General features: G+C 69.8%; 14 protein-coding genes. All 14 read right to left on the bottom strand.

Annotated features, from left to right (window positions below; all coding sequences use genetic code 11):
* Positions 1 to 5 precede the first annotated feature (5 nt).
* Positions 6 to 869 carry a reverse transcriptase domain-containing protein gene (locus NUT86_RS05385; protein WP_274733770.1) on the bottom strand — a complete coding sequence of 288 codons (864 nt, stop codon included), beginning with the start codon at positions 867 to 869 and terminating at the stop codon, positions 6 to 8.
* A 79-nt stretch (positions 870 to 948) separates the two neighbouring features.
* Positions 949 to 1,710, bottom strand: a complete 762-nt coding sequence (locus NUT86_RS05380; protein WP_274733769.1) for a 7-carboxy-7-deazaguanine synthase QueE — start codon at positions 1,708 to 1,710, stop codon at positions 949 to 951.
* Positions 1,707 to 2,102: a 6-pyruvoyl trahydropterin synthase family protein gene (locus tag NUT86_RS05375; protein WP_274733768.1), complete on the bottom strand. Its 396-nt coding sequence runs from the start codon at positions 2,100 to 2,102 to the stop codon at positions 1,707 to 1,709. The genes NUT86_RS05380 and NUT86_RS05375 overlap by 4 nt, the downstream gene beginning before the upstream one ends.
* Positions 2,099 to 2,797: a 7-cyano-7-deazaguanine synthase QueC gene (gene queC, locus NUT86_RS05370; protein WP_274733767.1), complete on the bottom strand. Its 699-nt coding sequence runs from the start codon at positions 2,795 to 2,797 to the stop codon at positions 2,099 to 2,101. The genes NUT86_RS05375 and queC overlap by 4 nt, the downstream gene beginning before the upstream one ends.
* Before the next feature lie 129 nt (positions 2,798 to 2,926).
* Positions 2,927 to 3,421 (bottom strand): hypothetical protein, encoded by a 495-nt coding sequence (locus NUT86_RS05365; RefSeq protein ID WP_274733766.1) that lies wholly within the window; start codon positions 3,419 to 3,421, stop codon positions 2,927 to 2,929.
* Positions 3,418 to 6,591: a lantibiotic dehydratase gene (locus NUT86_RS05360; protein WP_274733765.1), complete on the bottom strand. Its 3,174-nt coding sequence runs from the start codon at positions 6,589 to 6,591 to the stop codon at positions 3,418 to 3,420. Before NUT86_RS05360 ends, NUT86_RS05365 begins: the two co-directional genes overlap by 4 nt.
* An 80-nt stretch (positions 6,592 to 6,671) precedes the next feature.
* Positions 6,672 to 6,830: a hypothetical protein gene (locus NUT86_RS05355; RefSeq protein WP_274733764.1), complete on the bottom strand. Its 159-nt coding sequence runs from the start codon at positions 6,828 to 6,830 to the stop codon at positions 6,672 to 6,674.
* Entirely contained in the window at positions 6,827 to 7,951 is a 1,125-nt protein-coding gene (locus NUT86_RS05350) for a GntR family transcriptional regulator (protein WP_274733763.1), read from the bottom strand. Before NUT86_RS05350 ends, NUT86_RS05355 begins: the two co-directional genes overlap by 4 nt.
* Positions 7,948 to 9,243, bottom strand: coding sequence for a cytochrome P450 family protein (locus tag NUT86_RS05345; protein WP_274733760.1), 1,296 nt, complete (start codon positions 9,241 to 9,243; stop codon positions 7,948 to 7,950). The genes NUT86_RS05350 and NUT86_RS05345 overlap by 4 nt, the downstream gene beginning before the upstream one ends.
* Positions 9,234 to 10,517 (bottom strand): cytochrome P450, encoded by a 1,284-nt coding sequence (locus NUT86_RS05340; RefSeq protein ID WP_274733758.1) that lies wholly within the window; start codon positions 10,515 to 10,517, stop codon positions 9,234 to 9,236. The genes NUT86_RS05345 and NUT86_RS05340 overlap by 10 nt, the downstream gene beginning before the upstream one ends.
* Positions 10,514 to 11,128, bottom strand: coding sequence for a GTP-binding protein (locus tag NUT86_RS05335; protein ID WP_446750750.1), 615 nt, complete (start codon positions 11,126 to 11,128; stop codon positions 10,514 to 10,516). Before NUT86_RS05335 ends, NUT86_RS05340 begins: the two co-directional genes overlap by 4 nt.
* The gene (locus NUT86_RS05330) at positions 11,106 to 11,456 is read right to left on the bottom strand and encodes a DUF742 domain-containing protein (RefSeq protein ID WP_274733756.1); all 351 of its coding nucleotides are present in this window, start codon (positions 11,454 to 11,456) and stop codon (positions 11,106 to 11,108) included. The genes NUT86_RS05335 and NUT86_RS05330 overlap by 23 nt, the downstream gene beginning before the upstream one ends.
* Entirely contained in the window at positions 11,453 to 11,851 is a 399-nt protein-coding gene (locus tag NUT86_RS05325; protein WP_274733754.1) for a roadblock/LC7 domain-containing protein, read from the bottom strand. The genes NUT86_RS05330 and NUT86_RS05325 overlap by 4 nt, the downstream gene beginning before the upstream one ends.
* Positions 11,848 to 13,275, bottom strand: coding sequence for a sensor histidine kinase (locus NUT86_RS05320; RefSeq protein ID WP_274733752.1), 1,428 nt, complete (start codon positions 13,273 to 13,275; stop codon positions 11,848 to 11,850). Before NUT86_RS05320 ends, NUT86_RS05325 begins: the two co-directional genes overlap by 4 nt.
* Positions 13,276 to 13,318 lie beyond the last annotated feature (43 nt).

Here is a 13,318-nt window from a genome sequence, read left to right as displayed (position 1 = left end):
GTCGATCACCCGCTGATCAAGAAGAGATCTTCGGCATGGGCCGAAGGGCGGATACGGCTCTTGCCCGGATGCGGGCGCAGCCCGACTTCCGAGAGGGCTCGGGCGGCGGTGGCGTATGCGGATTCCGCCGCGGCACGGCTGCTGGCGAACAGGCAGTAGTTGTCCGCGAAGCGCACGGGGGACAGGCCGCGAAGCTGAGCATCGACGCGGGACAGACGCAGATTGATGAGCAGGGGGCTCAGTCCGCATCCGGGCACGATCGGGTCCGGCAGAGCATTGAGTGCGGTCCGCACCCGCGCCAGGAAGGTGCCGTCGTGAAGGGCGTCGGCCAGCCAGTCGATGACCTCGGCCGTGGTTGCCCCGGCCGACGCCTGCTGCACGTCGATATCGGCAGTCCACGTACGCCCCTGCCCCAGGTGCTCCGCAGCCTGCCGCACCGCGGTGAGCCGGTTGCGGCCCCGGCGGAATCCGGACACCCACGGTGCGAACACCCGGAGCTCCAACACCGGTTCGATGGCCCGGCGCATCGCCCGGTGCACCACTCGGTCGGAGACTGTGGGGATCACGGTTTCGATGCGCTTGCCGGTGTAGGCGACGACATGGGACAGCTTCAGCGGGCCCGGTCGCCAGATCCCACTGCGCAGCTGCTCGCTCAGGTCGTCGAGGCGCTCATCCAGCCCGTACCGGAAGGATGCCCAGCTCTGACCGTCAGCTCCGGGGGCGGACGCTCGGCGCATGCACTCGCGTGCAGCCCGTTTCAGGTGACGTGGCTCGATCAGAAACGGCATCAGCGAATGTGGCACCACGGGACGGCAGTTGGGCGCTACAGTGGTGCCAGCCTGGGTGGCAGGAACGATCCCGCCCTCCATCGCCCGACCGCTACCCAACACGCGCGGTCTCGGAGAGCCGGAACGACGGCCCCACCCAGGCGTGGCCCCGAACTTTGCCTCACCGGCCACGTTGGGCCTCCCACAGTTCCACGTGCAGGCGAGGGCTGAGATTCCAGCCCCGGACCAGAGCCTCGTCCGCGATCCTGCGCAGTCCCTGCCTCACCACGTCGGCGGAAGTGCCCTCGGGCATCACCCACACATCGGCCATGCCGAAGCGCTCGACCAGGCCGGTGATCTCCCGGAACTCCGCTACACCGGTCACGACGAACTTGAAGCGGGCCTTGCCCGATTCGGCGAATGCGCGAAGGGCAGCGGGGACGATGCGCTGGCCCTCACGCCCGCCGGCCGCGGCGAGCTTCGGGGAGACATTGAAGGCTGTAACGGCGGCGACGAGCTGCGAACTCGGATGGAGAGTGCCGTTCGTCTCGATCTCGATCTGGCGGCCGGCTGTGTGCAGGGCCGCCACCAGGCGCTCCAGACCAGCCCTCTGGATCAGCGGCTCACCCCCGGTGATCACCACGAGCATGGGCGGGAACGACAACACCCATGCCATCAGCTCGTCGAGGCTCACGCGTCGCCGGATCTTCGGGTCGGCTGGATCGAACGCGCTGAAGTCCCAAGTCTCCGGTGTGTCACACGCCCAACGGGCTCCCGGTCCCTTGCCGCAGGAGAGGTTGCAATGGCTGAGACGGATGAACAGGGCCTGGCGCCCGACAGAGGCTCCCTCGCCCTGGAACGTCGGCCCGAACGTCTCCGCGATGAACAGTCCGCGATCGTCGGTCGCATGCTGATTCAGCAAGTGCAGTACGCCTGCGTTCACGGCCGCGTCACCTCGAACTCGGCCCAGGAGGACGGTGTCTCCGATACGCGGACCTTCTCCAGCCGTCCGTCAATGGTCGGCTCTACGGTCTCGACGAACCACTCGGCGAGGAAGCGCGCCAGGTTCTCCGAGGTCGGCTCGCACGGCAGGACATCGTTGAGGGACCGGTGGTCCAGGTGCTCATCGAGGTACTTCTTGACCGGGGCCAGATTGCCGAAGTCCGTCACGAACCCTGGGGCGGTCACGCCACATGCGGTGACCACGATCTCCACCGTGTAGGTGTGGCCGTGCAGCCGCCCGCACTTATGCCCCTCCGGAAGTCCAGCCAGCCGGTGGGCAGCGTCGAAAGCGAAGCTTTTGCCGATTCTGTACCGGCCCGTGGAGACGTTCACCGGACACCGCCCGTCGCATAGGGCGTCGGGTCGCAGACCCCGGCGAGGCTGAAAGCCTCCCGCCGCTCGGTACACGTGCCGCAGGTGCCGCAGTGCACTTCGCCGCCCCGGTAGCACGACCACGTCAGCTCGAACGGCACCTTCAGCTCTGCGGCGGCCTGAACGATGTCGGCCTTGGTGACATGCAGGAACGGTGCGAGCAAGCGGAAGCCGTCCGCGAGTAGCCCCTCGTTACCTGCCCTGATCGACCGCTCGATCTTCTGGAAGAAGTCCGGCCGGCAATCGGCGTATATGAAGTGGTCTCCCGAGTGAGCACCGAACGCCACGGCGTCCGCCCCGGCCGCGACCGCCGCAGCGGCACCGATCTCCAACATGATCGCGTTTCTGTTCGGGACGACCGTCGCGCGCATGGTGGTGTCGTTGTAGCTGCCGTCCGGTACATCGACCGTGGAGTCAGTGAGGGCCGAGCCGCCCAACAGCTTCGTGACGCTGGTGAGGTCTACGACGTCGTGCCGAACGCCGAGGCGAGATGCGATGACAGCGGCGCTGTGGAGTTCCCTTCGGTGGCGCTGGCCGTAGTCGAAGGACAGCATGCTCACGCTGGCCCCCTGACCGGCCAGCAAGTAGGCGGTGGCGGTGCTGTCTAAGCCACCAGATGCGATCACGACCGCGTGACGCGGTACGCGTCTAGTCATCTCCGGAACCTTTCGGAACGCCCGAGCTGATAGCACGGGGGTATGGAGTGAGTTCGCCCTTGGAAGCGGACGATTGGACAAGGTGTTGTGGGTCTAGTCAGGCGGCGTGCCGCCCGGCTACCGGGTGGGTCAGATGTCTGTCTCGGGGGTGGCGAGGGCGAGGAAGCCGCCGCGGACGTGGACCTGCTGAAGAAGGTCCTCGTAGTAGTCGTTGAGGTTGGTGAAATCGGTCCTGGACATCGCGGCGATGCCGGCGATTCCGCCGCGTTCGACGGCATCCAGCAGGCGGGCCAGCTGAGGTCGCGTGGCCGGGTCGGTCATCCCCGTGAAGTCGACCTTCGGACACTGCTCAACGGGCCAGTTGTTCCGAACGGCCAGGCCACGGGCTACGGAAAGCCGCACCGCGGGGTCCTGACCGGCCCGCACCATGGTGTAGATGCCGATACGGGGGCGCGGATTACGGCTGATCGCCGCGGCGAGACCAGCTTGGCGCAGTGCCTGCAGGTCGGCGCCGGTCTTCTGGGGACGGGAGCGCGAGCACAGCCTGGCCAGGACGGTTTCGGTCTGCGTCGGTTCGTATCGGGTGTAGGCCGCTGTTGCTGGGGTGTACCCCGTGCTGGTCATGGCAGGTCCTTCGACGTTGCGGTGCGGGCGGAAGCGGAGGTGGGCTGGTGCCGGCTGGGTGTGGACCGTCGGGCTGTGTGAGCGAGAGCGGCTGCCCTGGCGAGGTGCAGGGCGGCGTATTCCTCGGCCGGGTTGGGCGCGCGGAGGCAGTGCTCGTGGAGGAGGGCAGCCAGAGCGGTGTCGGGGTCGATCGCCGCCTGCGCGGTGATCAATTCCCGGTATGCGGACAGGGCTTTGTGCCGGGCCTTTAGCGGGCCTGACAGCGGGCCGGAGCCGTGGTGGCTGAGGAGGGGGCTGCGGTCATGCGGGTTGGCCATGCGGACTGCCTCCTTTTGCAGCGGCCGGGGCAGGCGCACGGAGGAGTGGTGCTTGGTGTGGTTCTGGAGCCAGCGCAGGCCGTGCTCGGGGCTGTTGTGCCAGGCGGCGCTGATCTCGACGAGGCCCGCCGCGGTCACGATCCGGTCATCGATGCCGCGGAGGCTGGTGATCTGCTGCGCGGTAACCGTCGAGTCGGCGGCGAAGACATCTTCAGCGGCCGTTAACAGGGCTCCGTTGCCCCATCGTCCGGTGTGGGGTCGGTAGGGCGTCAGCGCCATGTCGCCGATGACGCCGCTCTCCAGCAGACGTTGCGCCCAGCTGCTCACCACCCCCATGGCGTCGCCGGGGGCGAGGTCCGCGGGCTGGCGGACATACACGTCTAGGTGCGTGCCGGAGGTGTCGTCGTCGGCCCGGTACCACCAGGTGCTGGGCTGAAGGCGGTCGATCAGGGTGGGCAGGTGGTCGCGTAGGAGGTCGGCGCGCCGCAGGGTTGGGCAGTAGAGGCGGGCGTGCAGGTAGGGGGAGGCGCCTGGTAGGTCCGGTAGCCGGCTGTCGATGGAGGTGGTGGTGGAGCGGGGCACTGCCGGCGGTGGCGGGGGCGCGGTGCTGGGGCGCAGGAGGGTGACGACTTCGTGGGGGCGGCCCTCGCACCACCCGAAGTCCTGCTCGGCGGCCGTCTCGGTGAGAAAGAGGCGGAAGCGGCGGGGACGCTCCACCTGGGCGCGGAGCAGTGCGAGGTGGCCGGGGTTGTCGAGGTTCAGCCGCAGGCGCTGGTCGAGGTACTCGAAGGCGACGGTGTGTGGCAGCTGCCACCGCTCGCGCAGGGCGTGGAAGTTGTCCTCCCACTGGGCGGTGCTGACGTCTGGCCCGGGCAGGTCGGTGGGGTTCAGCCGCCAGGTGGCGGGGCTGAGGACGGTGCGTTGATGGCGGACGCGGGGCAGGATCGGCAACCTCCTGGCCGCGCCCCAGGGGAAGGGGTTGATCTGGGCCGGGGGCGGGTCGAGCTGGGCGAGTTGACCGCGGGTGAGTTCGGCGAGGAAGCGGACCGTCCACGGCGTCTGGTACTCGATCTGTAGCGGATGGGCGGTGAAGGGTTCCACGATCTGCTGGCGGGAGCGGGAGACCAGGTGAAGGCGGTCGCCGTCGCACATGACCGCGAGATCGGCCAGGTGGATGGAGTCCGGGGTGGGTGCGTGGTGCTCGGACAGGCTGATGCGCGGCGCGACCAGTTGAGGCACGCGTGCGACATGTGTGGCGCTGTGCCGCAGGGCCGGGAAGGCGAGCTGGGCGGGCAGGGCGCCGGCGATGCTGGTGGGCCGGGTGGACAGCTGACCGAGAAGGCCGCTGGGCGAGGAGGATTTCCGGGCGGCGAGCTGGGCGGCGAACCGCCCGCCCGACAGGTGCCCCCACTCGCGCCCGAGCCGGCAGTCGGCGAGTTCGAACCGGCCCGCGTCGAGGTCGGCGGTGGAGGCACTGCGGACCTCGAACCGTAGCTCCAGTCCTGGCGGGAGCTGCATACGGGAGGGTTCTCCGACTGCCAGCTCGGCGATCAGGTCTTCGTCGAGGTCGATCTCGGTACCGGCCGCCTGCTGGGCCCGGGCGAGGAGGACGTCGTCGCGCCGCGACAGCGGCGGATGGGCGACGGGGGCTCCTGAGCGAAATCCGGTGGGGAGCCCGAGGCCAGAGGTGGGGTCGAGTAGTTCGGTCAGCGGCACCAAGGCGCCTGGCCCGTAGCGCTGGAGGAACCGCTCGCGGTAGTCCCGCCAGGGCTGGTTCCCGTAGGGCTCGGGGTTGATCCGGGCCAGGGCGGTGGCGGCGCCTTCGGCCTCCCAGCCCACCGCCCGCGGCAGCGTCACCGTGCCGTCGATGAGCATGTCGACGGCCAGCGCCTCGGGCGCCGGACTGCGCTCGGCCATCCGGTTCACCAGGCTGGCCCGCAGGGGTGCGCCGTCGCTCACCGGCAGCTGGTTGTGCTCTCGCATCAGCTGGTGGATCTCGCGCAGCGCTGCGACCAGGTCGGCCGCCTGGGGCTCGTGGTCGACTCCGGTGCGTACCAGCTGGTCGAGCAGGTACCCCAGCGTGTCGATCTCGGTGGACCGCGCGGTGAGGTTGCTGAGCAGCACTCGGCCGGACAGGAGCTGATTCAGCACAGCCCGTGCCGCCTTGTCGGAGAACGCGGGGAATTCGGAGCGCAGTTTGCCGACCACGTCCTCGTAGCGCATCGGGGTCGTCGTCATCTCCGCGACCGCCCACACCTGTGCGGTGTGCCGCACGGAGACCTCCTCGACCGCGGAGGTGGAGCCGTCGCACCGCACCTGCCAGGGCACGATCAAGCGGTCCCCGCGGAGCTGGGCGATGTTATTGAGCTGCACCAGCAGACGCCGGCGGACCTCGGGCATCCCTTCCAGCTGCACGATGATGTCGGCCATCCAATCCCCGCCGGCCCGCGCCGTCGCACGGTGGTCCTCGCCCCATGCGACCTCGGCGCGGGGACCGAAGCGCGCTTCGGCCACCCCGGCGAACAGCCCGAACGGCATCGGCCTGTGCGATGCACGCAGGCAGTACCCGGCCAGTGCGACCAGTGCCTTCTGGGCTCGGCTCCGGGGCAGGGTGTGCCCGGCGGACAGCGCGTCGAGTTCCCGGGCCAGCGCGGGGGAGGCGTGGCGGATGGCATCGGTCAGGGCTGGATTGCTCCACGTCGCGCGCATCCACTCCCGCCAGGCGCGCACCCCGGCGGGGGTGGTGTCGACCAGGTCGGGCCAGGGCGGCACCGACACGCGCGGGTGATGCACGGTCCGGACGAGGGCGTGCGGCGCGGCCTGGAACCGCAGGTTTCCGACGGCGGAACCCATCGCTCTCCTTGATCTGTGATGCGGGTGGGGACGGATAGGCGAAACCTGGGTTCCGCTGGGGAGTTCGCAGCTGGCGCCGCTCAGTGCAGGAGGTGGGCGAAGAGGTGCGACAAGGCATCGGAAGTGTTCGGTACCTCGACGCAGTGGAGGTCGAGGGCGTGCAGCGCCTCGGTCGCCTCCGCACACGGCGTGGCGTCGGTGTGGCGCGGATCGACCTCACGGTGGTCGGCATCTGTCATGGGGTTTCCTTCGGGACTAGGGGGAGGACGTTGCTGATCGCGGTGGCCAGGCAGGCGGTGTGCCACTGCTGGAGCCAGGGCTTGTCCGGTAGCGGGGCGGACGCAAGCTCTGCGGCCCGGGCAAGGGCGGCCCGCTCCTGCGTGGCGTCAGGGGCCAGGTTCGGGACCGTCGCCAGCAGCTGGCCCGCCATGGAGCGCAGGTCCTGCCTCCGTCCGTGCAGCACCTCGGCCGGGGCCGGGCCGCGACGGCGCCACTGCTCATGAGCAGCACGGCAGGTGGCCACGATTGTGTCCCGGCTGAAACGGGTGTTCTTCTCGTCGTAACGGGGTGTGGTTGGAACGGGGTGGAGGAGACGGGCGGATTGCGCCACCTCGGTGCCGCGCCGTCTGACGTGCACCACGCCTTCGGCGGCCAGAATCCGCAGCGCCCGTCCAACGGGCGCGGAATCGCTGCACACCGTGGTGGCCAGGAACTTCGCGCTGGGCAGCCGGCTGCCGCGGGCGTAGACGTCGGCGGCGATCTGGGCCCGCAGCCGGTCGGCAATGTGGGGGGCGAGGTCGTCGTGGAGGCCCAGACTTCCTGCCGGGAAGATCCGTCGGCCTCGCGACTCCAGCGCCCCACTGTCCAGCAGGCTGCTTACCGCGGTCCTGACCATTTCGACGGGCGTCCGCAGATCAGCGGCTACCTGCTTGACCCGCAGTTCAAATCCAACGGGGAAGTCTCCCTTGGAGATTGCTGCCATGATCGCCCGGGAAACGTCGGGCACTGCCGCGCCCGGCAGGGCGACGTCGTGCAGCGCTTGCACCAGCTCCCGGACGGAGCCGGCGTAAACCATCACGGCGGCGAAGGACTTCTCCACGGACCGCTCAGGGGCGGCACACGCCAGCAGGATGTCCCATCGCCGCTCCTCGGAGGCCAAATCATCAGCTGCCGTGCGACGGGCTTGGCCGAAGGGAGCCCAGTGGCGGGCGATGCGATGGACCATGTCCAAGTTGCGAGCCACGGACGCGGGTGCCGACCGACCGTGGCCACTGATGCGGTGCAGAACAGCGAGATCGTCACGAAGTTGGTTCAGGTCCAGTGCCCGGGCCGCGGAGTCTTCGGTGGTCGTGGTGGTCACTTCGCCGCTCCGGCCTCGTGCGGGTGGTGGGAGGGGCGCAGACAGATGGGGAGGCAGGTACGGGAATTCATCAGGACCGAAGGGGACCGCGGCGCCGGCCCGGCCGGGGCGAGGTCGGGCCACCGGCTGAAGAGGGCCTTGAGCGCCACTTTTCCTTCGAGGCGGGCGAGGGGCGTGCCGATGCAGGCGTGAGGCCCATGACCGAAGCTGGTGTGGCCGCCCTCGCGGGTGATGTCGAAATCGTCCGCGGTGGGGCCGTAGCGGTCAGGGTCACGCCCCATGGCGGCATAGGAGATCATCACCGGCTCGCCCCGACGGATGAACGCGTCGCCGAGGACGCTGTCCCGGGTGGCGAAGCGCAGCAAGAAGTTGGCGGTCGGGGGCTGCCAACGCAGGATCTCCTCGACCGCGCGGTCCCACGAGACCTCGCCCTGGAGCAGCAGGTCGAGCTGGTCGCGGTGGCTGGTGAGGGCGAGCACACCGTTGACGAGGAGGTGGACAGTGGTCTCGTGCCCGGCGGCGATGAGGACCTGCACGGTGGCGACGAGTTCCTCCGTCGTCAGCTGCTCGTCGTCAGGGAGCTGGAGCAGGGCGCTGGTGAGGTCCTCCCCGGGATGACGGCGCTTGGCGTCGAGATGGCGGGTGATGATGTCCTCGATGGCCGCGAGCGCGGCCGTCGGATCGCAGGTGTCGTCGAAGAAGACCTCGTACTCGGCACGCAACGCCTCGTGTTCGGACTCCGGCAGGCCCAGCAGAAGGCTGATGACGGTCATCGGCAGCGGCCACGCCACGAGCTGTCGGAAATCGGCGATCCCGTCATCAGCGACGGTAGCGGCGTCAGCGAGGTCGGCCAAGAGCTTCTTGGTGATGATGTCGATGCTCGCCCGCAGAGCCCGCACCCGCGTCTCGGTAAAAACCGTCGAGAGCGGTCCGCGTAGGCGCCAGTGATCGACACCGTCCGTGGTGACCATGCTGCGCCCGGCCGGTGCGGCCAAGCCGATCAGCGGCCAGTCCGCAGGGATGTCGCCGCGCTGGAGGGCCGCCCAGTGCCTCGCGTCCTTACGGAAAATGTCGGTATTACGCAGTGCGGCACGAGCCGTGGCGTCACGGGTGATCGCCCAGACCGGCACGCCGCCGGGCAGCTGGACCGGAACGACCGCGCCGGCCTTGCGCATGGTGGTGGCGTCGTGGTGGAGGTCCAAGCTGTGCGGGTCGAGGCGGTGCACCGGACGCGACAGCGACAGCTCCGGAGGCGAAGGCTTGGTGGCAGGGGTCGGGTGGGTCAGATCCACGGGGTGCCTCCGGCGTAGCGGGTGGTCGGTGGGGTGGGGGTGAAGGTGACGGGCAGGGACTCCAGGCCGCGCATCCACACCGTCCGTTGCCAGCGGACTTGCTCGGGCGGGCAGGCCAGGTGCAGGTCGGGGAGGCGGTCGAGGAGCACCTCGATTCCGGCGGTGACGATCGTCTCGGCGAGATCGCGGGCCGGGTCGGGGCAGCTGTGCGGGCCGTGGGAGTAGGACAGGTAGGCCCGGCTGCCGATAGCGGCTCCCGGTTCGGGGCGGAGGTGGGGGTCGGTGTTGGCGGCGGCTAACCCCAGCAGGACCAGGTCGCCGGCCGGGATGGTGACGTGGCCGAGGTGGGCGGGGCGACTGGTCCAGCGCCCGGCGAAAATGGCGGTGGGGGTGTCGTCCCAGAGGACTTCGCGCAGGGCCTGGCTGACGGCGAGCCGGCCACGGATGAAGGCGTCGGTGTGGCGGCGGTCGACGAGCATCCGGTAGGTGGCGTTGCCCATCCAGTACGCGGTGGTCTGGTGACCGGCCACGATGGTGACGATCAGGTCTTGGCAGAGCTGCTCGTCGGTCAGACCGACGGGGTCGGCTGCCAGCCGCGAGGCGACATCGGCACCGGGGCACTCGCGCACCCGCCGGACGAGCGCTTGCATGGTGCGGCGGATGTGCTGGTTACCGGCCAGGGCGCGGTCGCCGCCGGCGAGCTGGTCGGTGAACGCCGCCACCAGCTCCCTGTTCTCCTTGGCCGGTAGGCCCAGGGCCCAGCCCATCACCATCACCGGCAGCAGCAAGGCGTAGTGGGCCATCAGCTCGGCATGCCCGCGGTGCGCGAAGGACTCGACGAGGTCCTCGGCATGTGACTCGCACTGGGCCCGGAACTCGACCGGATCGACGTCGGCCAGAGCGGCGCTGACCGCGCCGGCGCGCTGCCGGTGTTCGTCCCCTTCGGTATAGAGGAGAGAATCACTTGCCGGGCCGCCGCCGACCATCGGCCACAGCGGCCACTCGGCCGGGATCTGCTCACGCACTCGCCATCGCCCGACATCGCGCGCGAACAGCCCTGTGTCGGTGGTGACTTGGGTCAGCTCGCGGTGCCCGAGCACCAGCCAGGCCGGCACCTGCCCGTCCAGCAGCACCGGTGCCACCGGCCCGTAGGTGCGCCTCAACGCGGAGAAGACGTCGGCGGGGTCGCGGTGGTAGTCCGGGTCGCCCAGCATGATCGCCCCGCGGTGGCTGTCGGGCAGCTCCACGAGTGCTGGCTTTTGCGGGCTGTTCACGCTCGTCCCTCCCGCCGGTCGGTGCGGTCCAGCACGTGCTGGACGAGGGCGATCAGTACGTGCTGGACCGATTGCCGGTCGCGGGCGTCGCAGCGCAGCACCGGCACTCCGGGGGCCATCTGCAGCGCGTCGCGGATGTCGTCCAGGGTGTGCGCCCGGTCCTCGTCGTCGAAGACGTTGTGGGCCACCACGTAGGGAAGTTGCTCGTCCTCGACCCGGTCCAGGGACGGGAAGCAGTCCTTCACCCGGCGGGTGTCGACCAGCACCACGACGCCCAGGGCGCCGTGGAGCACCGTGTCCCACATGAATTTGAAGCGGTTCTGGCCGGGAGTGCCGAAGAGGTACAGCACCATCGTCTCGCTTAGCGTGGCCCGGCCGAAGTCGAAGGTGACCGTTGTCCCGGTCTTCGACGGTGTGGCGGACAGGTCGTCGGTGCCGATGCTCGCGGCGGTCATCTCCGCCTCGGTACGCAGCGGGGTGATCTCGCTGACGGCACCGACGAAGGTCGTCTTCCCGACGCCGAAGCCGCCGGCCACCGCCACCTTCACCCCGCGGCTGGCGGTCTGCGGGAGCGGCACCCGCGTGGCTTCATAGCTTGTTGCGGAGTCCAACGAGGACCTCCTCCAGAAGTGCGACGCCGTGCTGCGCTGCGGCGGCGGTGGCGGGTGGGGGGTGTCGGGCGGTGACGCGGTTCCGGTCGAGGAGGCCGGAGATGAGGACCTGCGCCATCCCCACGGGCAGGCACAGGCGGCTGGCGATCTCCACGACCCCGGTCGGCGAGGTGCACATCCGCACGATGGCGGCCTCTTCCAGCCCGAGGCCGGCGGTGTCGTCGCGCTCGGTGACGATCAGGGAGACTGCGTCGAGTTCGTAGTCGGCGGCAGTACGACCGCCCAGGACGACGAACGACCGGTCCGGCACGTCCCAGTCGTCGCTCACGACGGATTCCGGGGCGAGCGCGGCGGGACGCTCAGGTGGTCCGCGACGCGCTCCACCAGCTGGGACATCGCGGTGCCCACGATGCCGGGGTCGGCCTCGCTCTTGGCCACAGTGGCGAGGATGGCGCCTTTACCAGCCCCGACTGCCAACAGCTGGATGTTCGGAGTGTCGACGGTGGCCGTCAACGCCGGGCCTCCGGTATCGAAAAGTTTCTCCAGCTGGTGGGAGACGGTGAGCCAAGTGGTGCACATTGCCGAGAGGAGATCGGCGGTGTCGTGGTCGAGGCTCTTGTCATGGGCGAGCTTCATCCCCTCGTCGGACAGGAGCAGGGCATGGAGCACACCGGGGGTGTCGTGGCAGAGCTGGTCAAGCAGCCAGGAAAGGTCGGTACTCATCGTGATCCTCCGGGGTCGGGACGGTGGTTGCGGGCAGCACGGGTGGCTTGACGGAAGCGGGTCGTGCGCTGCCCGGTCTCCTGCGGGCTTCGCGCCGGTGGTGGTGCAGGCTCGGCTGGCTGCTCGGCCGGCCTGGACCGCGTGGCGCCGGGTACCCGGCGCGGCAGACGCGCAGTGCTCTGCGGCGGCTGGGGTGCGGCGGCCGAGCGGTGCGGTGGTGGCGACACCTCCCGGACCGGTGGCCGCCCGCCGCCCTGCGGTAGGGCCGGAGCCCGGCTGACTGAGGGGGCTGGTGGGGTGGTGAGCCACTGGCGGGGCAGGACGATGCTGGCTCGCGTGCCGCCGGTAGCCGAGCGGCAGAACGCAATCCTCAAGCCGAAGCGTTCGGCGCTGAGGCGCGCTGCGGCAAGGCCCAGCCGACTTCCGGAGAGCCGGGTGATGTCCAGCGGCTGCTCGAAATCGACGGCCTCGCGTGCACGGCGCAGGGTCTCTTCGCCCATGGCCAGGCCGCTGTCGTCTACGTGAAGGATCAGCGCCGAGACGGCGTCCTCGCCCGACACCCGCACCAGCGTGGTCGGGGGCGAGAACCGTAGAGCATTGTCGAGCAGTTCCCCCAACGCGTGGATCGCAGCAGTGACTGCGGGACCGGCGACCGCGACGGGCACCTGGGGCAGAGCCAGCTCAACTCGCCGATAGTGGTCACAGCTCCCCACGGCCGCCCGCACAACGCGCTCCACCGCGACCGGCCTCGCCCACGGACGCCCCGCCCGGCGGGCTCCGCAAAGGGCCAGCAGCCGCTGGGTCAGCAACCCTGTGCTCGACACCCTCGCATCGAGCGCCTCAAGGTCCGCGCGTACGTCCTCCCGGCAAATCGGTGCGGAAGTGTCCCAGTAGGGCCTCTTCCGCTCATCGATCTCCTGAAGGTGGTCGGTGATCGCGGCATGGAGGCGCTTCCCGCAGCCCTGCACCATGACCATCGCGGACGTCAGCCGCCGGTGCTCCTGGTGGAGCGTGTGCACCGTGGTGTGGACGACACCGCGGAGTGTCTCGTGCGTGGGCAGCAGACCTTCCTGGCCGAGTCGCGCCAGCACGGTGGGTGCCGATGCGCGCTCGCGCAGCCGGTCCACCGCCCAAGGCAGCACTCGGGCTGCCCGATCGATGTCGTCCTGGAGGCGGCGAAGGTCAGCTTCCGATCGCCCCTGGGCGAACTCCGCGCGGCGCACCCGCTCCCACGCCTCATCGCGCTCCCGGCCGACAGGCCGGAGCCGGTGCTGCGCCTCAGCCAGTCCCGCAACCACCAGCACGGTAGAGACGGCAGTGCACCAGGCAACGGCCGCACAGCCGGGCGGCGACGACAGCATCACGGCGGCAGCGGACGCGGCAGCGACCAGAACGACCACCAGCACGCTTCGCCCCAGCGTCATCTGTGGAGCCCGCCGGTGGCGCGGCCGACTGGCCTGATCCAGG

Origin of the sequence: Streptomyces sp. G7(2002), from assembly GCF_028870195.1 — a bacterium.
Taxonomy (GTDB): Bacteria; Actinomycetota; Actinomycetes; order Streptomycetales; family Streptomycetaceae; genus Streptomyces; species Streptomyces nigrescens.
Note: the sequence above shows the minus strand (reverse complement) of the source record. Positions and strands in the feature narration are given on the sequence as shown.

Excerpts from the sequence above, each read along its gene's own strand:
- NUT86_RS05360 (WP_274733765.1), bottom strand. The coding sequence starts at position 6,591 with ATGGGTTCCGCCGTCGGAAACCTGCGGTTCCAGGCCGCGCCGCACGCC.
- NUT86_RS05355 (WP_274733764.1), bottom strand. The coding sequence starts at position 6,830 with ATGACAGATGCCGACCACCGTGAGGTCGATCCGCGCCACACCGACGCC.
- NUT86_RS05325 (WP_274733754.1), bottom strand. The coding sequence starts at position 11,851 with ATGAGTACCGACCTTTCCTGGCTGCTTGACCAGCTCTGCCACGACACC.
- NUT86_RS05320 (WP_274733752.1), bottom strand. The coding sequence starts at position 13,275 with ATGACGCTGGGGCGAAGCGTGCTGGTGGTCGTTCTGGTCGCTGCCGCG.
- NUT86_RS05385 (WP_274733770.1), bottom strand. The coding sequence starts at position 869 with ATGGAGGGCGGGATCGTTCCTGCCACCCAGGCTGGCACCACTGTAGCG.
- NUT86_RS05365 (WP_274733766.1), bottom strand. The coding sequence starts at position 3,421 with ATGACCAGCACGGGGTACACCCCAGCAACAGCGGCCTACACCCGATAC.
- queC (WP_274733767.1), bottom strand. The coding sequence starts at position 2,797 with ATGACTAGACGCGTACCGCGTCACGCGGTCGTGATCGCATCTGGTGGC.